Source organism: Helicobacter sp. 23-1048 (assembly GCF_053654545.1).
In genome coordinates this window covers 178,251-202,710 of the sequence record NZ_JBSIUT010000002.1, presented here as the reverse complement: position 1 = coordinate 202,710, position 24,460 = coordinate 178,251, and the positions used below count along the sequence as shown (strand labels likewise).

General features: G+C 40.1%; 13 protein-coding genes. 12 read left to right on the top strand and 1 reads right to left on the bottom strand.

Annotated features, from left to right (window positions below):
• Positions 1-124 precede the first annotated feature (124 nt).
• Positions 125-2,083 (top strand): NAD-dependent DNA ligase LigA, encoded by a 1,959-nt coding sequence (gene ligA, locus ACWIWK_RS07715; protein WP_454152219.1) that lies wholly within the window; start codon positions 125-127, stop codon positions 2,081-2,083.
• Positions 2,084-2,111: 28 nt separating this feature from the next.
• Here ligA and mltG read toward each other — a convergent pair whose 3' ends face one another.
• A complete protein-coding gene (gene mltG, locus ACWIWK_RS07710) occupies positions 2,112-3,119 on the bottom strand; it encodes an endolytic transglycosylase MltG (protein ID WP_454152218.1) in 1,008 nt (335 codons plus the stop codon).
• On the opposite strand from mltG, the gene ACWIWK_RS07705 reads away from it, so the two are divergent.
• The 11 genes from ACWIWK_RS07705 to mfd all read left to right on the top strand — a co-directional run bounded on the left by ACWIWK_RS07705 (position 3,097) and on the right by mfd (position 24,460).
• Positions 3,097-6,336 carry a YhdP family protein gene (locus ACWIWK_RS07705; protein WP_454152217.1) on the top strand — a complete coding sequence of 1,080 codons (3,240 nt, stop codon included), beginning with the start codon at positions 3,097-3,099 and terminating at the stop codon, positions 6,334-6,336. The genes mltG and ACWIWK_RS07705 overlap by 23 nt on opposite strands.
• Before the next feature lie 103 nt (positions 6,337-6,439).
• Positions 6,440-7,189, top strand: a complete 750-nt coding sequence (locus ACWIWK_RS07700) for a hypothetical protein (RefSeq protein ID WP_454152216.1) — start codon at positions 6,440-6,442, stop codon at positions 7,187-7,189.
• Between the two features lie 80 nt (positions 7,190-7,269).
• Entirely contained in the window at positions 7,270-12,732 is a 5,463-nt protein-coding gene (locus ACWIWK_RS07695) for an alpha-2-macroglobulin family protein (RefSeq protein WP_454152215.1), read from the top strand.
• Positions 12,733-12,874: 142 nt separating this feature from the next.
• On the top strand, positions 12,875-15,694 hold the full coding sequence (locus ACWIWK_RS07690; RefSeq protein WP_454152214.1) for a leucine--tRNA ligase: 2,820 nt from the start codon (positions 12,875-12,877) through the stop codon (positions 15,692-15,694).
• Between the two features lie 28 nt (positions 15,695-15,722).
• A complete protein-coding gene (lptE, locus tag ACWIWK_RS07685; RefSeq protein ID WP_454152213.1) occupies positions 15,723-16,307 on the top strand; it encodes an LPS assembly lipoprotein LptE in 585 nt (194 codons plus the stop codon).
• Entirely contained in the window at positions 16,304-17,632 is a 1,329-nt protein-coding gene (locus tag ACWIWK_RS07680; RefSeq protein WP_454152212.1) for a hypothetical protein, read from the top strand. The genes lptE and ACWIWK_RS07680 overlap by 4 nt, the downstream gene beginning before the upstream one ends.
• A gap of 3 nt (positions 17,633-17,635) precedes the next feature.
• Complete coding sequence (locus ACWIWK_RS07675) at positions 17,636-19,054, top strand: bifunctional folylpolyglutamate synthase/dihydrofolate synthase (protein ID WP_454152211.1); 1,419 nt, start codon at positions 17,636-17,638, stop codon at positions 19,052-19,054.
• A 25-nt stretch (positions 19,055-19,079) separates the two neighbouring features.
• On the top strand, positions 19,080-20,009 hold the full coding sequence (locus ACWIWK_RS07670; protein ID WP_454152210.1) for a M23 family metallopeptidase: 930 nt from the start codon (positions 19,080-19,082) through the stop codon (positions 20,007-20,009).
• A gap of 21 nt (positions 20,010-20,030) precedes the next feature.
• Positions 20,031-20,984, top strand: a complete 954-nt coding sequence (locus tag ACWIWK_RS07665) for a M23 family metallopeptidase (protein ID WP_454152209.1) — start codon at positions 20,031-20,033, stop codon at positions 20,982-20,984.
• Positions 20,876-21,286, top strand: coding sequence for a bactofilin family protein (locus ACWIWK_RS07660; RefSeq protein ID WP_454152208.1), 411 nt, complete (start codon positions 20,876-20,878; stop codon positions 21,284-21,286). Before ACWIWK_RS07665 ends, ACWIWK_RS07660 begins: the two co-directional genes overlap by 109 nt.
• A 3-nt stretch (positions 21,287-21,289) precedes the next feature.
• Positions 21,290-24,460 (top strand): transcription-repair coupling factor, encoded by a 3,171-nt coding sequence (mfd, locus tag ACWIWK_RS07655; protein WP_454152207.1) that lies wholly within the window; start codon positions 21,290-21,292, stop codon positions 24,458-24,460.

Sequence of the window (24,460 nt, the reverse complement as noted above, 5' to 3'; positions counted from 1 at the left end):
TCCCTCCAAAGAAAAGAATCCAAAATCTCTATATAAGTCTTATCAAATGATTAAAGTTTAGAGCAAAATTAAAGTTATAATTCTAGCAAACTTCTTAGCAAAAAATTACTAAAAAGGAGAGATTTTGAATATTTTAGATTCCACGAGTTATAAAAACGCTATCAACACGCTCAACAAAATGGCATATCACTACTATGTCCTAGACAATCCTATCGCTAGCGATGAGGAATATGACACACTCTATCATCAGGTGAAAAACTACGAAGAGGCAAATCCTAAGGATATATTGCCGCATTCCCCAACGCAACGCGTGGGCGATACGCCACTCCAAGAGTTTGAGAAACACTCACATTTGAAGCGAATGTGGAGCTTAGATGATGTCTTTAGTGCAAATGAGCTTAAAGAATGGCTTGAGCGCATTTATAAATCCTATCCAAACGCAACCTTCACTTGCTCGCCAAAATTTGATGGTCTCTCACTTAATCTTTTGTACCAAAATGGGAATCTTATCAGCGCGACTACACGAGGCGATGGTATCACAGGCGAGCTTGTAACGCAAAACGCAAAAACTATTTTTTCCATTCCCTTACACATTCCACTTTTAGAAACGATAGAAATTCGCGGTGAAGTCATCATCACTAAAGATGACTTCACCGCGCTCAACCAATCACGCACACAAGAAAATCTCCCCCTTTTTGCTAACCCCAGAAATGCAGCAGCTGGCTCTTTACGCCAACTTGATTCTGCAATTACGGCAAAAAGACCTTTGCGTTTTATGCCGTGGGGAGTTGGAGAAAATCCGCTTAATGCGACAAGTTTTTATGCAATGCTAGGCAAAATTGAGGAGTTTAAGTTCGCAAAGATTCCATTCCTCACGCACGCGAGAAGCTACGAAGAAATTCTTGCCATTTATAATGAAATTTTGCACGCGAGAGAATCGTATCCCATAATGCTTGATGGAATGGTGGTAATGCTCGATGAGATTGCAAGCCAAGAAGCACTCGGCTGGACGATTAAATCCCCACGCTTTGCGTGTGCGTTTAAATTCCCCGCGATTGAAAAAACTTCAATCCTTAAAAGCGTAACCTTTCAAGTGGGTAGAAGTGGTGTAATCACTCCCGTAGCCGAGCTTGAAGCGATAGAGATTGAGGGGGCGACTATCACACGCGCGAGCTTGCATAACTTCAGCGAAATCGCCAAAAAAGACATAAGAATCGGGGATAAAGTAGTCATTATTCGCAGTGGTGATGTGATACCAAAAATCATAAAATCCCTACATAACGCACGCAAGGGAGATGAGCGTATCATACAACGCCCAAAAGTATGCCCAGAATGCGGAGGAGAGCTTTTGGTTGAGGAGATTCTCATTAAATGTCAAAATCTAAGTTGCAATGCCCGCATAAAAGAATCTATCGTGCATTTTGCAAGCAAAAAAGCTCTCAATATCGATGGTTTGGGCGAAAAAATCGTGTATGAACTTTTTGAAAACAACCTTATTAAAGGCATTTTGGACTTGTATTCCTTGCGTAAAGATTCTCTTTTGGCACTTGATGGCTGGAAGCAAAAGCGCGCACAAAACCTGCTCGATTCTATCCAATCGACAAAAGGCGTGGAATTGTGGCGACTTATTAACGCTTTGGGGATTGAGCATATTGGCGAGGGTGCGAGCAAAAAACTCGCGCAAAAATTTGGACTTAATGCCTTTAGTGCGACATTTGAAGAAATTTTAGATATTGATGGCTTTGGCGAGGAAATGGCACGCTCAATTTGCGAGTTTAACGCTACCAATGCGACACTTATCGCACAAATTTGCCAAATCATTCAACCAAGCGTGCAAGTTTTAGCCATTCAAGAATCTACCATTAGTGGCAAAACCTTTGTCATCACAGGCACACTAAAACGCAGTAGAGATGAAGTAAAACAAGAATTAGAATCCTATGGCGCACGCGTGAGTGCAAGTGTAAGCAAAAAAACAGATTTTGTGCTATGCGGGGAAAACGCTGGAAGCAAAGAAGAAAAAGCACGCCAATTAGGGGTTAAAATCATAAGCGAAGAGGAGTTAGATTCCCTTCTTCGCTCCTAAAGTGCATTAAAAACACGCCACCAATATGCTAAAAATTGCTTCTATGTTCCTCATAAGTTTTGCTAAAAGTGTGCGTGCCGTTTTTGTTGCGCACGAAATAGAGATACTCCACATTTGCTGGGTTGATACTCGCCTTAATGGAATCTAAGCTCGCACTCGCGCAAGGATAAGGCGGGATTCCCTTATGTTTGTAAGTGTTACACGGGTTTGTATCCTCTTTAATGCGCTTTGGTGTGATTTTGGTGTGTGAAAACTCCCCATAATTAAGCGCGCCGTCCATTTGTAATGGCATATCTTTATTTAGGCGATTATGCACCACGCCAGCAACGATTGGCATTTCATCAATGTTTGCTGCTTCTTTTTGCACGATTGCTGCCATTGAAACAAAATAAAACCATTTATCCTCATCATATTCGCCTAAAAGCTCTATTGCACGCGCTTTGTGCCATTTGTATGAAATCTCTGAGAGCAACTGCATAAATTCATCTTCACTTTGAAGCAAGGGTAGGCTATAAGTCTCTGGGACGATGATTCCATCAGGGAGATGAAAATATTTGTTATACGCGCTTTGGAGCTTTGTAGAATCAAAGTTGAACTTTTGGCTTGCATTTTGAATAAAAAAATATAAGGTCTCGCCGGGGATAAGGGTAATTTGTCTTTGAGCAGCCTTTGCGCTACTGAGTTTTAACAAAAAATCAAGCCGATTGAGCGTGATAAACTCCTCTTGTGATTGCGCATCACAGCCAAACGAAACATCAAAAAATCCACTAGAATCACTGCATTGCAATTCGATAAATCCACTTTGAGGATTCCCAAATGCACGCAAAAAAAACTCATCAATTCTACTAAATTGCTTGGGTGTGATTTGGTTTAAATGTGCTATAATCCCCTTTATTGAACCTTGAGGCACTTCAAGGATTTTAGGGAGTTGAATTGGCGTGGAAAAATACAAAGCAAGACTAAAGCACATCACAAAACTTAAGCCAAAAATCAAGCCAAAGACTTTAATTAGTTTGCTTACTTTTGTCGCTATCATAAGCACGCTCTCCTATGTAGGATATAGAATCTTGCGCGATGGAATCTACGCACAACATTTCTCTATCGCTGGGATAAATGTAGATGGATTGTATCTTAAATTAGAAAATAAGCTTGTTTTAGACATTCAAAAACTCGACCTCTCTCACGCTTTTGAAGATTCACAAGAAAGCACACACCAATCCTCTCAAGAATCCAGCGATGAAGAATCGCCCACACAAGAAGACGCACAATCTCAACAAACCTTAGAATCTAATGAGCCTGTTTCGGTAGATTCCATTGTAGGATACATTAAAGACGGGCTTTTGGTGCTTTCATATTTTCAAACGCTTAATGTCCATAACATTATCCTGCCTGATAAACAAGCGCGAAAGATTCTCTATGACGGGCATTTATATCAAATCTATGACCCCGATTTTGAGGCGATTTTAAACACCACAAATGACAATGGAAAAATCAAACTAGAGATTGAAACGCTCAATATTTATCCCTTAAACATTCAGCTTGATGGGAACTTAGAATATGCGAAAAAAACTTTCTTTTTTGACATATTAGCCACTTATGAAAAAGATTTGCAATCTCTGCGTGTCCTAAAACCACAACCAAACGCACAACAATCCGCACCACAGCAAGAAAATACACAACCAAACCAACAAGAAGATTCAAATATGGTATTTGCGCCACCGCCACATTTGCTTGCTCCGCCACCGCCACACGCTCAAGTGCAACGAAGCCAATACCAAGATATACACAACGCTACAAAACCCACTTTTTCAATCATTGGCAACACAAACTTTAAAAAAATCGATGTGGAAGTCAAAAGCTCAAAGATTGATTCCATTCGCTTTTTACAGCAATATCTCAAACCTCTCAAAAATAATGCGCTTGAGGAATGGCTCTTTAATCGCATTACTTTTGAGAGCGTGCAAATTGATACATTCACACTAAATGGCAAACTTAATGATAAGTTTTTAGATAATCTAAGCAAGCAAATGCGCGCCAAAGCCACCATTAAAAATGTCAAAGTCGCAGTCGCACCAAAAGTCGAGCCCATAAAGGCAGATAACGCGCATTTAGCCCTCGAAGATGGATACCTTAATATTACCCTTGATGAGCCGACTTTCAACACATACTCCATTAAAGATTCTGATGTGGGAATCAAGTTACCCTTTCATAATCCTGTGGAAGTCTTTGTCAAAATTCGCTCGACAAAAATTGGTGTAGAGCAACCACTTGTGGATTTGCTCAAATTTTATGGCATTGATATTCCACTCCAAACAGATAAAAGCACACTAAGTGCAGGGATTGACTTGCATTTGCGCGTGGTAAATCACATCGTGCAACCTCAACTTGTCAAAGGAACTATTAGCGGAAGCGATGTGAAGTTGCTTTTTTTGGGCGAGGGGATTTTCGCCAAAGATTTGGGGGTAAAAATCTCTATCACACCAGATGAGCAAAATGTCGCTGTGGTAAGCTCTCATCTCAACTATAATGATATTGTATCCACGAGCTTGTTGCTTAATATTTATCCGTTGCAAAGCAAGATTGAAGGCACACTCAAGCCAGAGAAAATTGACATAGATATAAATAAAATCGCGCAAAAACCTTTGCCAAAAGCCCTCCAAATCGCTGGTAAAGACGAATTTACAAAGAGGATTATCCGCGCCATTATAAAGGAGCAACAACCAGACTTGCCAAGCCTACTGCAAAAAACATCTAGCGATGTAGTAAAAGCAACCGATGAAAAATTCTCCAAACTCCAAAACAAAGATAAACAAACCACAGGGAATCCAAATCCACGCCCACAAATCCAACCGCTCAATCTTAGCGACTTCCCACCACTTGATGAAATCACACTTGATGGCACGATGACAAATGGAGGCTTTGAGCTCAGTATCCCTAAACTTGCGCTCACCATACATAAAAAACCAAAAGAAAATAGCAAAGATTCTCTTAGCACCATTGCCATTACAAGCCTTGCCACACTCTATCCATACTCTCCTGCCTTGCAGTATTATGGCTTTAAGGCAGGAAGTATAGAACTCGCAGAGATTGATAAAAATATCTTTGGAATGAATGTAAATCTCACCAACTTGGAATACCCAATCTACACAAAAAATGGCAAGCGGGTAGATTCTCTCTCGGTAAGTGGCAATATATACAACGACAAGCTAACGCTCGCCACACCAAATTGGAGTGTAGCTAACCAAAAAAACCACAAAACCAACACACCTCTTAACGCTCTTACAGGGATAGAAATAATAAAAAACAAAGGATTATTACAATTTAAAATAAAAGATTATGACCTCAATGTCGAGGAAATGTTTCACTCAAATATACCTGTCCTGCGTGAGAATCTAGAAAACAATGAAAGTAAAATAATAAGCGAAGAAAAACTTTTACAAGAAAGGCAATTTACTTTAGAAAAAGAGCGATATGAAAGAAGAAATGGCATACCCCCAAGCATCGTCCAGCTTGAAGCAACGCGCAGCAACATTATATATGATTATGTAATCCCCACTGATGAAATCACTCTCACACTGCGAAATGGGCGCATAGACGCGAATGGCAAATATGGCAATGGATTTTTAGAAGCAGAAATTTTGCACGGCTGGGCAAATATTAGATTAGATAATTTTAGCTCACAGTTTATCAATGTGGTAATGGGCAAAAAACTGCTTAATGAAAGGAGTTTATTTAACCTTAATGGACGCATACACAATAGAGTATTCAAAGGAAACATTGATATACAACAAGCCACATTTATGGAATATGCTTTTTTGCAAAACTTTTTTGCAACTCTCGACATACTTCCCAATCTTGCTTCGTTTAAAAAACCCGGGTTTAGTAAAGATGGGTATGAAATCAAACACGGCAAAATAGAATTTTCCCTTAGTCAAGATAATCTTGGCTTTGAAAAAATCGACCTTATTGGGAGCACGATTGACATTGAGGGCAAGGGCGTTATTGATTTAAAGAAAAAAACTATCGATTTGCGCTTGCAAGCAAGCACACTCAAAACATTAAGCAAAATAGTAAATCAAACTCCTGTTTTGGGATACATTATTTTGGGTGATGGCAAGATTTCTACAAATATTTCTATCAAGGGAGCACTTGATAAGCCAAAAGTGGAAACCACACTTGCAGAAGATTTTCTCACTGCGCCTATTGATATGCTTGATAGAATGTTGAATATTTTTAAGGGATTTGGAGAATGAAACCCAAGAACAACAATGCAAGAACAACAACGATTGTATGAAAAACCTATGTTTTTATGGTAGTATTCCAAACCTTTATATTTTAAACCCTTAGGAGAGACTTATGGAGACGATACATATCAATGCAAATACAGAGCTAAAACGCGCTAAAGATATAATGCTGTGGGCAACCTTTGCTTACATTGGTTGTTATCTTATTGGCTTGATACCTGTTTTAGAAATTGTTGGGAATCTCCTCTTAATAGGAGCGTGGATTGTAGGGTGTTATGGGCTGTATTGCTTTAGTAAAGTGGCTAATTCGCCGAGCTTTAAATACTACATACTTAGTATTGTGGCGATTGTAGCATTTTATGTGATTTTTGTGGCTGTGGCTTTGTGGCTCTATATAACTTTTGAAGAGGCTATTGCTTCTAATACATTGCAGAGCACTATTGAGGGGTTTCCTTGGCTTTCTTTAGGTGTTTTTATGATTGTTGTATCGCTTGGTGCTATGGCAATTCAAGTATTTTTGACTTATAAAGTTTCGTATGAAATGAGCAATATTACAGGGCTTAAGCACTTCATCACCGCTTATAAAATTTATCTTATCTCTGTTGTTGGGATAGTGCTTCTTAGCATTGTGTTTGGGTATCTTGTCTTAGACTTTATCCAACAATATTATAGTAATGATGCAAGATTATCAGAATTGGCAAACTACATTGAGGAATATGCGCTGGGACGAATAGCAAGTCTTGCAATGCTTGGAATCTTGCTACTTGTAATGGGTATATGTGTTATTGCGTATAATGTGTTAATCGTGTTAGGTGTGTATAATATAAACGAAGTTAAAGTGCGTGAAAAACTTCAAAACTAAACATTGTTAAATTTTAATCAAACTCCATAAATGAGATTTGGCGTTGCTGTAAGGTTTCGTTTATGGGGGGAGGGGATACTATGAAAATTGTATTACATAAACTTTTATTGGGTTTAGCTGTTTTTGCTTTATGTCTTTTTACAGGTTGTGGTGATAGTGGCGTCTTGCGAATGAGCGAGGGCGAACTTTCTACTGATAGCAAGCTAGAGATTGAGCTAAAAGAGCCATTTTTCAAAGATGATAAAACACATTGGCTTTTTGATTCTGGTGCATTGCGCGATAGAGCTGAAGCAATCAGCATCAACGGAGAAAAACAAAAAGCAAGGTATCGCTTTCTTAACAACACCACCTTTCAAATTATCCCAGATGACCTGCTAGAGCCAAATACAAGCTACAAAATCGAGGTAGATTTCGCTGCCATTGCAAAGTGGTATGAAAAAGAATCGAGTGTCAAAAATGTAACAATGAAATTCAAAACACTGCCCACACAAGTGTATTTAAGTGGTTTGCAACTCGCTAGCGATGGCGTAAAAAATACTCTACACGCGACTTTAGAACTCTCCCAAGATATAAATTTACAAAGGACAACGAGCGCGATAACACTGCAAAATCAAGATGGTGATACGCTTCCTATCAATGTCGCACGCATAGCTCCACGCGCATATAGTATAGAATCTAACACACTTATCGCCTCTGCAGAGAAAGACCTCACGCTTAATCTTATCATAGATTCTCAAAAGCTCGGCGGTAAAGATACACAAACCCACCCTATCGTGCTATTAAAAAATTCAACCCTAGCCCTCATAGACGCTCGCGCCAATGAGGAGGAAAAAACCATTACACTTGATTTTTCTCAAGAGCTTGCCAAAGTGCCAAACCTTAATAGCTTTATCACCATTACCCCAAAAGATTCTCAAACGCTAAGAAAGTTCAAATTTAACGCCTCTCAAGTAGGCAACAGCATTATTTTAAGCGGGGATTTTAACTTCGCCACGCCATATATCATCAATATCCAAAGTGGGCTAAGCTCGATAAATGGCATAAAAACAGAGGAAAGCCTCACCACCGAAGTGCTTTTTAAGGAATTGCCACCGGGCATTATGTTTTCGCAATCTGGGGTATTTCTCCCAAGCTCCGCGCAAAAACGAATTGCCTTTAAAACGCGCAATGTCAAAAAAGTCAAACTCATACTTAGCAAAATATATGCAAACAACCTTACGCAATTTTTCTCTGAGGAGAATCTCATAGGAAATGCCTCCAACAACAACGCCAAAGTAAATCGTTGCGAGCGAGAATACGATGAGGAATATGACGAATATTATGAGCGATGCAATTATGGACTAAACCTCGATAAAATCGGGGATACTATCTTAGAAAAAGAGTTTAGCGTGATAAATGAGCAAAATGTATGGGTGCAAAATGAGATAGATTTAAGCTCTATTGGGGATTTAAGCGGGATTTTTATCGTGGAATTACAATTTGATAAAGACAGCATTGATTATACTTTTGAGGATATGAGCGATTGGCGCGTAAGCAATTTCTTTAGAAATTATGCAAAAATCTCCAAGCATTTAGTCTTTTCTAACATCGCACTTATGGCACACCAAAGCGAGCGGAAATTCACCCTTACAGCACTTGATATTACAAGAAGCACTCCGCTTGCTGGAGTCCCAATTAGTGCGATAGATAAGAAAAACCAAACCCTACAAAAACGCACGACAAATAGCAATGGCGAAGCAATTTTTGATAACATTGATGAATCAAAACTCCTTTATTTCATCGCACAAAGAGGCAATGACACGGCAATCCTCAAGCCAAACTCTACGCTTGTAAGCACAGAGGGCTTTGACATAGATGGCACGACAAGCATTGGTGGGATTCGAGCGTATATTTATACTGATAGAGGCGTGTATCGACCGGGAGATAGTATATTCCTTGATGTCATCGCACGCAATGATGATAAAGTGCTAGATTCTGCGCACCCTGTGTTTTTATCACTTAAAACTCCGCGAGGCAAGACATTTTTAGACAAAGTGGTTTTAACAAGTGCGAGTGATGGATTTTATCACTATGAGATAAAAACTCCAAAAAACGCCGATACGGGAGTTTGGGAAGCCACTATTAAAGTGGGAGATTCTGTGTTTAAAAAGCAATTAAGCATCGAAGCTGTCGTGCCAAACCGCATAAAAGTGCTTATCAATGCACCTGATAGCATTGATTTAAGCGATAATACCCAATCTGGCCTTGATCTTGATATAGAAGCTGCCTATCTCTTTGGCGCACCAGCAAGTGGGTTAGATTCTGAGTATTACGCGGTTTTTAGTTCTAAAGAGTTTAAAAGTAAGGCTTACAAGGATTTTGTATTCTCTACACCGGGGTCATTACGCTACTATAATAACCTATATGGCGAGGGTAAGCTCGATGAAAAAGGCAAAGAAAGCACAGAAATCCCTTTAGAAAATATTGAAAAAATCAATGGGAATCTTAACATTGCCCTTACAGCAAAAATCATCGAAAACAATGGGCGATTTGCCGTGCGCCGCAAAAATATTGATGTTGAGCTTTATAAGAGCTTTGTCGGTGTGAAACCCCCACAAAGCCAATCCATAGCGATTGATGAAAAAATCCAAATCCCTGTAATAGTGCGCAGTAGCGATGATAAAAAACTTCTAGCCAATAGAAACATTCACTACACCGTGTATGCTAATCAATACTCGTGGTGGTGGGATTATGATAGCCAAAGTGAATTTTTGCGCTCCATTAAAACTGATAGCAACACAAAGATTCTCGCGCAAGGGAGCATAAAGACAAAAAATGTCCCTGTTATGTTTGAGTATATCGCTAAACAAAATGGACAAATCTACATTGAATTTAGCGATGAAGAAAATGACGCAAAAGCGGGAGTTTCACTCTATGCAGGTGGCTTTGGTGATGCGCTTGATGCGCAAAAAATCACCGCACTAAAAATCAAAACCGACAAAGAAAAATACCAAGTGGGCGAGAGTGCAAAAGTGAGCTTTGAGAGCACGACAAATGGCAGGGCGTTAGTGCTTATTAGCAAAGAAAATAAAGTGTTGTCTCGCTATTGGGTGAATACAAATGCTAGTAAAACAGAACTCTCTATCCCAATCTCTAGCAATATGACACCAAATGCGTATGTGAGTGTGGCATTTTTGCAAAATTATAACACACAAACTCAAATCGACCGCTCAATGCGACTTTATGGTATAGTGCCGCTAATGGTAGAAACGCAATCAAAGCTAAATTATGAAATTAGCGCACCAGATTCTATCTTACCAAACACTGAATTTGAAGTCAAACTCTCCACCAAAGAAAACATTCCCTCAACTTACACTATTGCTATTGTAGATGAGGGATTGCTTGATTTGAGTGATTTTCAAAGTCCAAACCCACACAAATATTTCTACTCCAAAATTGCCTTTGGGCTAAAAATGTTTGATACTTATGATTTAATTATTGGCAAAACATTTGGCAAGGTGCATAAGGTGCTAAAAGTTGGTGGCGATGAGGAATTTGAGGGAAAACAAAAAAATAATGAGCAAGCACAGAGGTTTAAGCCTGTGGTGCTGTATAACGCCCCTGTAAAAACTGATGAAAATGGTAACGCTACACTGAAATTTAAAATGCCAAGCTATCTAGGAAGCGTGCGTGTAATGGTCGCTGGGGCGAATAACTCTCGCTATGGCAAGGCAGAGAAAAACATCAAGGTAAGCGCGCCTGTGGTAATGATGCCAACAATCCCGCGCACGCTTAAGGTTGGAGATACATTTAGTTTGCCTATTGAGCTTTTTCCTACCACAGATTCTGTAAAAAATGTAAAAGTCAATGTCGCCTCGCAAAATGGCATTATCAAATTTAAAACAAACAGCCAAAGCGTGAAATTCAAAAATAAACAACCACAAAATATCATCTTTGAGGGCAAGGTAGAAAACGAGGTGGGCATAGAGAATATTTTACTAAGCCTAAGTGGCGATGGAGCGAGCTTTAAAGATTCCGTAGAGATTGATATAAAACCCATAAATCCTTATGTCAATACTTCCACAAATTATGTCTTGCAAGCGGGCAAAAAACTTGAAATTAACGCGCCACAAGACTTCATCAAAGGAAGTAATAAGGGCTTTATCACACTCTCACCAAATCCTATACTAAACATCAACCACCGCGTAAAATGGCTTATGCAATATCCTTATGGTTGCATTGAGCAGACCACTTCAAGCGTAATGCCTCAACTTTATTTAGACAAATTAAGCACTTTTAAGGGCATTGATAAAAAGCGCATTATCGAGAATATTAACGCTGGAATCTCGCGCATAGGTGGATTTGTAACGCCAAGCGGTGGATTTGCATATTGGCAAGGAGAGAGCAAAGCTGATGAGTGGGGCACACACTATGCTGGGCATTTTTTAATCCTTGCTAAAGACTTGGGATATTATGTGCCAGATTCTATCTTGCGAGGGTGGGTGGCTTATGAGCGCAACTTCGTGCGTAGCACAAGCCAATCTAAAGCGTATTCACTTTTCTTGCTCGCCCTAGCTAAAGAGCCTGAAATCCCTGTGATGAATGCACTATATGAAAATGGACTAAAAGGCTTAAATGTCGTTGATAAATGGCTTTTAGGTGCAGCATATAAACTCGCTGGCTTTGAAGAGCAGGCAAAAAAAATTGTAAAAGACATAAGTATCGTGCCTGATAGCACAAAAAATTTCTACGAATATAGTTATGGTTCAAAACTCCGCGATGAAGCAATGATTTTACAAAGTCATCAAATCATTTATGGCGCAGTCAATGAAGCATTGTTTAATAATGTCTTGCGTGCGTTAGAATCAAATGATTGGCTCTCAACCCAAAGCACAGGATATGGATTGCTAAGCCTTATAAACACACAAAATGGGGATATAAATGGCACAATACAAGCAAAAGTAAGCGCAAATGGCGCAAATAGCGATATAAAACTAAGTAATGATAGCGCGCAAATCCCGCTAGACTTTGGCAAAGCCATTATAGAATCTAAATCTCAAGCCTATGCAAATTTCTCGTGGGAGGGTATCCCAATGGGAGACTCCCTAAAGCCAATGGCTAAGAAAATCCGCATTGAACGGGCATTTTTTGATGAAAATGGCAATGAAGTGAATGTAAAAAATCTAAAAAGTGCGCAAAGTTTTTGGATTAGGCTCAATGTAGTAGCTGATAACAAAAATATCAATATGCGCAATATCGCTCTCACTCAAGCGTTGCCAAGTGGTTGGGAGATTGAGAATCTCCGCCTAAACAACGCGGAAAACTTGCCAGAATTTATCCAACAATCAAACGCTAAAGCTATCACATACACCGATATACGCGATGATAGAGTAATGTGGTTTTTTGATATGAGTTATTCAAATGCGCTCCAGCAAGCCTTTGTAAAGATTAACACCGTAACACCGGGTGAATACACACTCCCACCAGCCTATGCTGAAGCAATGTATGACAACTCGTATAAAGCGATAACTAAAAGTGAGAAAGTAAAAGTTTTAGCAAAATAAAAGACTACTTTGGCTATAATGGCGCAAAAATTCAACTTTGGTAGTTGCACCATTATGGCGAACTCAATCTCCACCTAAATCCGCAATTACTTTAAGTTTAGATTCGTAAAATCATATAACAAAAGGATTTTAAGGAGTGTAAATGGATGTAAAAACCTACGAAATAGCACTTGTGCGAGAAATCGAAAAAAAATGGCAGGAGTTTTGGCAAGCAAACGCCTGCTTTGAGCCAATCCACACGCAATCTAGCACAAACGCTAATAACGCGCAATCTAAAGTTGATTTCACTCTACCCAAAAAATATATCCTCTCAATGCTCCCCTACCCAAGCGGGAGAATCCATATGGGGCATGTGCGAAACTACTGCATAGGGGACGCTCTGGCTCGCCATTATCGCAAAATGGGCTACAATGTGCTACACCCTATGGGCTGGGATAGCTTTGGTATGCCTGCTGAAAACGCCGCCATAAAGCACAAAATCCACCCTAAAATTTGGACTTATGAAAACATCGATACGATGAGAGCCGAGCTAGAATCTTTGGGGCTTAGCTTTTCACGGCAACGCGAGTTTGCCACGAGTGATGCTATTTATACGCGCTTTGAGCAGGAATTTTTTATCCAAATGTGGGAAAAAGGGCTTATCTATCGCAAAGAGGCGTTTTTGAATTGGTGTCCTAATGATAAAACCGTGCTTGCAAATGAGCAAGTCATTGATGGTAAATGCTGGCGGTGCGATACCCCTGTGGTGCAAAAAGAAATGAGTCAATACTATATGAAAATCACTGCGTATGCGGAGGAATTGTTGCGCGATTTAGATGGCTTAGAGGGGCATTGGGCAAATCAAGTCATCACAATGCAACGAAATTGGATAGGCAAATCTCGCGGGCTAGAGTTTAGCTTTAGTCTAGATTCTAAGTCTTGTGAGAAATTGGGTTTGCCCTCGCAAAAAAGCCCCCTCCCCTGCAAAGAGGGTTTGGAGGTGGATGCAAAATCTAAAACCCCTCCCCTTAATCCCCTCCCGCAAGGTGAGAAGAAAACGCAATCAAACGCTCTAGATTCTACAATTAGCGTCTTTACCACGCGCCCTGATACCATTTATGGCGTAACATATTGCGCGCTAGCTCCCGAGCACGCCATAGTCAAGCGCGTCTTAGAGCTAGGCTTGCTAGATTCTAGCGTGGCAAGCGCGATAAAGGCTATGCAAAATACAAGCGAGCGCGACAGGGCGGTAGCAGAAAAAATGGGCTTTGATTTGGGATTAGAGCTACTCCACCCGCTCACAGGGCAAAAACTGCCACTATGGGTAGCAAACTATGTGCTAATCGAATATGGAAGTGGTGCGGTAATGGCTGTGCCTGCGCACGATGAGAGGGATTTTGAGTTTGCGTTAAAATACGGCTTATCAATAAAGCGCGTAGTAAAATCTAAGGAAGATTCAGAATTTAAAGCAGATTTGAGTGAGGAAGTCGCGGATTCTACCCACCACCTAACCCACTCCGCCAAAAATTCATTGAGGGAGGGGGAATCCAACGAGCAAGACGATAATGAAAACCTCGCACAAGCCTTTGTAAATGACGGGATTTTGCTAGATTCTGGCGAGTTTAGCGGGCTTAGTAGCGAGGAAGCACGCGCCAAAATCATAAAGCATTTTGAATCCAAAAATCTAGGCAAAGGCGTAACGAACTACAAATTGCGCGATTGGGGCGTGTCGCGTCAGCGGTATTGGGGTGCGCCTATCCCTATGGTGCATTGCGAACAATGTGGAATCGTGCCTGAGAGATTAGAAAATCTCCCCATAACCCTGCCCGATGATATTCTCATAGATGGCGAGGGGAATCCGCTTGATAAGCACGATTTATGGAAGCATTGCACCTGCCCCAAATGCGGTGCAAAGGCGTTGCGAGAGAGCGATACAATGGATACTTTTGTAGAATCTAGCTGGTATTTTTTGCGCTACACCACGCCGCGTGAGCTGTGGGAAAAAGCTGCGTTTGATAGCGATTCTTTGCGCTATTGGCTAAATATTGATGAGTATATCGGTGGGATTGAGCACGCGATTTTGCACTTGCTGTATGCGCGATTTTTCACCAAAGTGTTGCGTGATTTGGGCTATGTGGAGATTGATGAACCATTTGCAAACTTACTCACGCAAGGTATGGTGCTAAAAGATGGCGCAAAAATGAGTAAATCTAAAGGCAATGTAGTCGATCCAAACGCGCTTATACAAAAATATGGCGCGGATTCTGCGAGGCTCTTTGTGCTATTTGCCGCACCACCTGTGCGAGAGCTAGAGTGGAATGATAGCGCAGTGGAGGGCTCATATCGCTTTATCCGTAGGCTTTATGAGAGGGCAAAATATGCAAAAAAATGCAACGCATTGCCAAAAATTGATGCCCCCGCGCTCAATGAAGCGCAAAAAAACGCACGCAAAAAAGTCTATGAAGCATTGCAAAAAAGCAATGCGCTCTTTGAAAAGCGCGCAAATGGCTATGCGTTTAACACGGTGATTGCGGCGTGTATGGAGGCACTAAACGCGCTAAGTGTGGCAGAATCTAACGCGCAATCTAGCGATACAAACAAAACGAGCAAAAACACGCAAAGCGAGCAAAATGCGCAAAATAGCGATATTTGGCGAGATATTTGGACAGAAGGGTATTTTATTTTGCTTAATATTTTAGAGCCAATTATCCCGCATATCGCGTGGGAGCTTAGCGAGGAGCTATTTAATCGCAAAAATTTCGCACCCATTGCCATTGACAAAACGGCATTAGAAGTGAGTCAAATCACTCTTGCAATCACTATAAATGGCAAAAAACGCGCCGAAATCGAAGTGCCTAGCGATATTGGGGAAGATGAGCTTTTAACCCTTGCAAAACAAAGTGTTGCAAAATGGCTTAATGGCGAAATTATAAAGCAAATTGTTGTGCCAAAAAAATTAGTCAATTTTGTATTGAAACCCTAGAGATTTGGGCGATTTATGGAGCAAGTAATTGTATAGAATCTATAACATCATAAACTTTTGGCATTGTGGGCTTTGGGTTGTAATTTGTGGCTTATGTGTCGGGTGTGGGTATGCACCTGTAAGCGGATATGCCAATAAAATTTTTGAAAGTGGTGTGTATGTCGAGATTACAATGGACCCAAAAATGCCAGAAGCAAGCGTTGGTGTGAAAGATTCCATACATTTAGCGATTTTGACACGATTTCACAATGCGCTTACTTCTAAACAAAATGCGAGTAGCATTATTGATGTGCGCGTAGTCTCGGCAGAAAGCTACCCAATATCTTATGATGATAAAGGTTTTATTAGCTTTTATCGCGTGAATGTGGTTTTAGACTTTAATGTAGTCAATAAAAATGGTAAAACCTTTCGCACTACAAATTCAGGATACTACGATTACGCGGCAAATGCAACTTCTGTGCTTATTATCGAAGAAGGGAAGTTTAACGCCATTACTAATGCCGCTAATCAAGCACTTGATAAGTTTATCTCGCAAATGGCGTATGGGGGCGCAAGAGAAATCTATGAAAACAAAGCAACAAAAGAAACAATTACAAAGGAGGAGACAAAATGAAAGAATTAGATGACATCATCTTAGAATCTTTACTAGAAGCAAAAAAGCGCAATCTAGACGCCCAAAATACTTCAGAGCTCATAACACAAGCCGTTACTCGCTTTGAAGAGGCACGATACAACGATGAATTACGCCACATTAAAAGCTACTCAAACAACCTTAACATTGTGCTTATGAAAATTATTAGAGACTTATTCTCCTTTAGTGCCAAAAGCAAGTATGAACCATTGCTTCAAATTGGACTTATTAACTCAAAGGACGGACTTAAAGAACTACAAAACCGCTGGATTGAATTTTACAAAAAGCGCGAGCATTTAGAAATTTTAAAAAATGCCGCCACACATATCTCAAAATCACTTATTTCGGAATTTGTCGCTAATGATAAAGAAATTTTAGACCTTATCAAGGATATGGAAAACCACCCACAGAATCTAAGCGATGTAGAATTTCTCTCGCGCATAGATTCTGTGATTGCGCTCAAAAAAAGTAGAGAAAACAAAGAAATTTTAGGATATTCAAAACTTGCGGGGCGATTTATCATTGATATATTTGATGCAAAGAATATGGGCGATACACAAACACTCAATGACACTAAAAATCCATTTACTAACCTTGTGCGCGAAAAGGGCAAGGACAAAAACATTTATCAAGCACTCTATGACCTCTGTGAATCGTGGCGCAATGAAATCGCACTGAAAAAAACGCGCGCACAAATAGAGCAAGAAGAAGAAATCAAAAGAGCAAAAGAACTTGAAGAACAAAAGGCAAAAGAGGAACAAGAAGAAAAACAAAAAATGGAGGAAAAAGCCAAACAAAGCGCGCAAGAATCTAAAGAATCACAAACTCAAAACCAGCAAAAAGACGAGCAAAAAGAGCCAACCCCTGCACCCACACCACCGCCTCCAAGCTCACAAGAATGGAAAAAAACACAGCATTGGAAAGACACTGAATTGCTCTTTAGACAGACAAAAGATGCGCGCTTGTGTGCGGTAAGGATTTTTAACTATGATGAAATTTTAGAGACTTTTGGTAGCGAGGGGCACTCTCGTGCCTTTATGATGATGAGGCAGACTTTTATGCGTCATCTCACTTCTGTGCGTAAGGGAAAAGATATTTTTGAGCCAAAGCAAGGTGTGTTTTATCTCCTCGCACACGGCGATAAAAAGCGTGTGGAATCGTGCTTTGATTGCTTTTTAGAAGAGCTTGCCTCCCAAGTGTTTGTGTATGATGAGGAGCGCAGAGTTATGGACTTTGAGGGGAGAATCTTTGGCAAGGAAAAAGACTTCGCTCACGCAATGGACGAACTTGTAAGATTTTTAGCATAAATAATGAAATCTTTAAAAACCTTTTTGGCGCAAAAGGGCAAAGAATACGCGCCATTTGACACGCAAAGAGTGCATAGAATCTATACACTCTTAGAGCCTCATTTAGAGAAGCTATACAGGCAAAGCAGGGAATCTAAACAAAACTCCCCCTTTATTATCCACATTTTAGGGACAAATGGCAAGGGTAGCACGGGGCGATTTATCACGCTTGGGCTAGCACAAAATGGCTATAAAGTCCTGCATTTTACCTCGCCACATTTATTTGATTTTAATGAGCGATTTTATATGGCAAATATGCAATCTTGCGCGGATTTAGTGGATTGCGTGGATTGCGTGGATTGCGTGGATTATGGCTCAAAATCTAGCGCGAAGGCAAAAATTACAGATTGTCGCACGCAAGATTCTAATCAACATAGAATCGCCACTCATAGCGAGCTAGAAAACGCGCATTTATGGTTGCAAAGATTCCCTATTGTGCGAGAATCAAGCTACTTTGAATACGCGACTTTTTTGGCGTTGTATTTGGCAAAGGATTGTGATTTTTTTGTCTGTGAGGCGGGGCTTGGCGGGGAGTTTGATAGCACGAGCGTGTTAAACGCGGATTTAAGCATTTTTACGCCTATTGGCCTAGACCACGAGGAATTTTTAGGGAGTGATATTGCCTCTATCGCTGGGAGCAAACTTCGAGCAATGGGGAAAAATGTGCTTCTTGCTCCGCAAAGATTCACGCAATGCAAAAAAATCGCAAAACAAATCGCACAAGAAAAAGATGCTCATCTCTTCACAATCCCAAACCTCCATAAAATCATCATAAGCGACCAATCCAATAATTCTAATGCGCAAAAATTCAACCAATACGCGCAAAAATTCTCCAAAACCTTTCATTGTGAAAATATGCAACCCTTAGATTCAATATTTTGGCGTGATTTTGCTCAATATATCGCAAAAAATACCTACCCGCAATTTTTGCAAGAAAATCTTTTTTGTGCAATTTTTGCGCTATTGTTTTGGAATCTGCGCTTTGATTTCACAACGCTAAAAACACTTGATTTACGCGGTAGATGCGAGATTCTCGCACCAAATATTTTACTTGATGTGGGGCATAATGTAGAGTGCGCAAAAGTATTAAAACACACAATAGTGCAAAAATTTGGTAAAAAAAATATTATATTAGTGTATAATGCTTACTTTGATAAGGCTATATCGGCAATCTTAAGTATTTTAAAACCCGTTGTTAGCGAGGTTTTAATCCTTAAGGTAAAAAATGACCGCATAATAAAAAAAGCGGAGTTGGAAGAAATATTGCATAATCTTGGGTTAAAATACAGCGATTTCACTCCAGCTAAATTACACAAAGACAACAATTATGTAGTCTTTGGCTCTTTTAGCGTGGTGGCTGAGTTTTTGACAAAAAGTGGGTAGAAAAGAAAAACTAAAGGAGTGGCAAGTGGAAAACGACAAGTTGATGATTTCTATCATTGATGATAATGGCTCAAGACAATTTAGCGTGCATAATGCTATTAAAAGCTTTGGATTGTATGTGTTAGCAGGTATATTAGGGCTCCTAGCTTTGTATTTGGTGGCGTTGCATATTTTGACAGAGCAGCTTGATGAACTTGTGGCAAAGAAAAATGACGCAAGGGATAGATTCCAAGAAATATATGAAAAAAACAGCAACTTAGAGCGCGATATTGAATACAAATCAAGCGAACTTGCTAAGGCAAATAGCGAAATACACAAACTTGAGCATATCATCAACATTAACAAAGACAAAGTTGCGCTTGATGAGCAAAATATGCAGTTTAGTATCAATGACTTAAATGACATTCAAAAGCAAACCGTGCTAAAAATCGTCCCAAGTGGGAATCCTATCCAAAACTATGAGTTTCCAAGTCAAAAAACAAGTCAAGATTCTAAAGGCACAAAAACCCCAAGCAAGCCAGAAGCAATTTATTACCAAATCGCTAAAGGCACGCCTGTGTATGCTACAGCAAATGGAATCATAGATAGCACGAGCACACAAAGAGGCGGACATTACGGAGTGTATGTCAAAATTATCCACCCATTTGGTTTCACTTCTACTTATGCAAGATTAGATAAAATCGAAGTAAAAAATGGTGAATTTGTCTCAAAAGGACAACTGCTAGGATATAGCGGAGATTCTGGGAGCAGTAAAAAAGCGGAGCTTTTATATGAGTTGAAGTTTTTAGATTCTCCATTGCGCACGCTTGATTATGCGATGTGGAATAAGCAGGAGTTTAATGATTTATTTACCAATAAAGACCCCGTAAATTGGAATTCTCTTATTTGGGCGTTAGATGACCTTGCTCAACTCCAATCTTACGCAAGTGCAGATAAAATAGACAATACCCCATAGGTAAAAATGATTAGGCAAGAGATGAAAAACAATAAACGACTTATATTGATGATAACTGACCAAAATGGCACGCGCTATGTAAATATTCACGCCATTTTTCGTCAGTTAGCCTTATATGCGCTTATTCTTATCTTAGTGCTTATTATTTTTTCTATAACATCAATTCAAATTTTTAAACAAGAAATTGAAAATATCTCTACACTCAACGAGACGATTCTCACGCAATACGAAGATATGCAAAGTCAAAATGCAGAGCTCAACGCTCAACTTCAAGAACAAGTTGATGAAATCTCTCTTTTGGATAAAAAGCTAGGCGACCTTGAGGGCACGATTGGCGTAGATAGCAAAAAAAATACAGATAGCCTCACTTCTCGTGTGGATATTGCTTCATATACGGGTGCGCAAAAAGCCTTTGTAATGAAATTTATCCCAAATGGCTATCCCATCACAAATTATAAAATTATTTCAGCAGATTATGGATATAGAAGACATCCTGTATTTTTTACCCAACACCTCCATACGGGCATTGATTTTGCTGCAGATAAAGGCACACCTGTGTATGCTACGGCTGATGGTGTGGTGGAATCTGCCGAGATGACCTATGGAGGTTATGGCATTTTGGTGAAGCTTGACCACTCTTTTGGATTCCGCACTTACTATGCCCATTTGGAGAAAGTTGTCGTTTCACGCGGTAGCTTTGTCAAAAAGGGGCAAGTAATTGCGTATTCTGGAAGTAGTGGTATAAGCACGGGTCCTCATTTACATTATGAGATTAGGTTTTTAGGCAATGTGCTAAATCCAAGGCACTTCATTAACTGGAATATGAGAAACTTCTCATCAATCTTTGAAAAAGAAAGGAGCATACAATGGCAATCTTTGCTAATGACGATAAACAGTCTAATGGAACAGGAAGCGGAAACAACAACGGAGGAGCCACTATCATTGCGCAAGGCACAAGGATTAAGGGCGATATAAACACTGATTGCAGGCTACACATTGATGGCGAGTTTGAGGGTAATATCAACTCCAAAAATACCGTAATGATAGGCAAAAGCGGGGTAATTAAAGGTGAAATAACTGCTGATGCGCTACTTGTGGCTGGCAAATTTCTTGGAAACTGCGTTGTAAATTTACTTGAGTTAAAGGCGCAAGGGCGTATCGAGGGTATTATCACGGCAAACGAGATTACCATTGAGCGCAAAGGTGTATTCATTGGGGAATCTAAGATTAAAGAACCCAAAATCCCAGCATTTGATAAAAAATCCACAAAAATTTAACGCTTGATACAGGCTAATTTATATTCACTTTTAGCTAAGGGTATTAGTGGTTTTGGTAAAAAGTGCGCCCCGCACGATTTAGCTAAGGGCTTTATCCTAGCCCTTAGGGATTTTGAAGAGGCGAGAGGAGCTTTTGAGGTTTTCGCGCTGTTTGATGACTTCCCACAGCTTACGCACAGCTCAAACACACAAGATTCCAAATCATCAAAGCTCTCTCCACTAAAGCCATTTTTACTCCCTGAAATGCGGGCACATTATGGTGAGGATTTGCGTGCGTGGCGAGAGGATTTACTCACACTTTTGCAAACCTTGCGCGAATTTTACGCCTTTAGCAATCCTAAGGTTCTGTGCGCGCCAATTTCTAGCATCGCCTACCCTTTGCCAAAGCCAGAGCTTTTAGAGGGTTTTTGTGTAGATAAATCTCATTGTATCTCACCAAATGAGCTTACACAAAAACTTTTGGGCTTTGGGTATGAGAATGTAGAAGTCGTAGAAATGCAAGGCGAAATGAGTGTGCGTGGCGAGATTATAGACATATTTTTACCCTCTAATGATAAGCCATATAGAATCTGTTTCTTTGGTGATGAAGTTGAGAGCATTCGTGTTTTTGATTGTGCTACGCAACTAAGCGATAAACAAGAACTCCAAAACTTGCAAATCCCACCAGCATTTTTCAAGCAAGAATACACACAAACAAATGACAAAGCAGATTCACAAAATGCCAATGATTTATGGAATCTAGGCGATAATGGTGCGCACTTAAGCAAATCTTTTTGTGCATTTATTAGTCAAGCGGGACTAAAAGAACTCCAAGAAATCACAAGTTTAGAATCAAACGCGCACTTAACCAGCGAAAAGGACTTCATTGTGCTTGATGAATGCTTGCCAAATGACAAAGTCCAAGAAATTGACTTTAATCCTAAAATGTTACACTCACTATTAGCCCTACACAAAGACAAGGTTATCACACTCATCGCGCCAAATCACGCATTGCTAAAGTCCTATGGATTTGACTTTAACCAAAGTGATAAGGACACAGATTCTCAAACGCTCTACACAAATCCAATTATAAGTGATACAAAAATATCTGCCAAACACTTGCGCGCTATCATTGCGCCGTATTGTATCAATGTGCGAAGCAATGATGAACTTATCATTTCATTTAATCCCAAAAATGCACCCAAACGACCAAAAACGCGTCCAAAAATCCAACTAAATGAGCTCACACAAGGTGAATTTGTCGTGCATAATGATTATGGCATTGGAATATTTTTAGGGCTCAAAAGTGTGAGTGTGCTTGGCGTGGTCAGTGATTTTATTGAAATTGCGTATGCTGGGGAGGATAAACTCTTATTGCCTGTGGATAAACTTAGCCTCATTTCTCGTTATGTGGCAGATTCTAGCACTATCCCTATACTTGATAAACTTGGAAAGGGGAGTTTTGCCAAGCTCAAAGAAAGCGTGCGTAAAAAACTTTTAGAAATTGCTGATGGTATCATTAAACTTGCCGCTCAAAGAGCCCTTTTGCAAGGCATTAAGATAAGCAGAGATTCTAAGGCGTTTATGCAGTTTCAGGCACAATGTCCCTTTACACTCACTGATGACCAAGAGCGCAGTATCAAAGAGATTTTAGATGATTTGGAATCTGGACGCGTAATGGATAGGCTTTTGAGTGGTGATGTGGGATTTGGCAAAACAGAAGTAGCGATGAACGCAATATGTGTGCTGGTGCTCTCTGGCTATCAATGCGCCTTTCTTGCGCCCACTACCCTTTTATGCGAGCAGCATTTTCACTCACTTGCGAAGCGATTTTCTCAAGTGCTAAAGGCAAATGGAAAACCCATTAGTGTTGCACGGCTTGATAGATTCCAAAGTGCAACGCAAAAGGCAAAAACTGCTAATGCGCTCAAACAAGGCGAGATTGACATACTCATTGGCACACACGCACTTTTGGGCGTAGAGTTTGCTAATCTTGGTTTAGTGGTAATTGATGAAGAGCATAAATTTGGCGTAAAGCAAAAAGAAAAAATTAAATCGCTTGCTCACAATGTGCATATCCTCACAATGAGTGCCACACCAATCCCACGCACGCTAAATATGGCACTCTCTTCACTCAAAGGCTTTAGCGCACTTCGCACACCTCCGCTGGAGCGAAAGGGCGTGCGGACATTTCTTAAAGCCTTTAATCACAACCTTGTGCGTGAAGTGATAATGCGTGAAATGCGCCGTGGTGGGCAAGTATTTTATATCCATAACAATATCGCAAGTATTGAGCGTAAAAAAGCTGAGATTGCGCAGATTCTCCCACAATGCAAAATTGCCATCTTGCATTCACAGATTGATTCCGTGCAAAGCGAGGATACAATGATGGAGTTTGCTAAAGGTGCGATTGATGTGCTCCTTTGCACGAGCATTGTAGAATCTGGCTTACACTTACCAAACGCTAATACTATCATTATACAAAATGCCAATACTTTTGGAATCGCGGACTTACATCAATTACGCGGGAGAGTTGGTAGAGGCGATAAAGAGGGCTTTTGCTACTTATTGGTTGAAGATTTTAATACACTTACCAAAGAAGCAAAGGAGCGATTAAGTGCGTGTGAGAAAAACTCCTATCTAGGAAGTGGGGAGAATCTCGCTTACCACGATTTGGAGATTCGCGGTGGTGGGAATCTGCTCGGTGAGGCACAAAGCGGACATATTAAAAAAATTGGCTACACGCTTTATCTCTCAATGCTTGAGGATTGTATCAATTATCTTAGCGGCAGGGGCATTGAGAATACCCAACAAGTTGATTTAAAACTTAACATCAGCGCATACATTTCTCCAGAACTTGTCAATAGTGATAAATTGCGCCTTGAGTTGTATCGTAGATTAAGCCTATGCAAGGAATTAAACGAAGTCTATGAGATTGAAGGAGAAATAGAAAATCGCTTTGGCAAGCTAGATTCTATGAGTTTGAACTTTTTGGAGCTTATCAAAATACGCATACTTGGCAATAAGTTGCGTTTAAAGCAAATTATGAGTTTTGGCGAAAATATTACATTTACGCAAGAGAGTGGGGAAAAGACTTCCATAAAGTCTCCCAGCAAAGATTTTGATGATGTGCTAGGAAGTATTATGGAATATTTGCGAAAAACCGCACCATCTCCATCGCACGCAAACAATTAA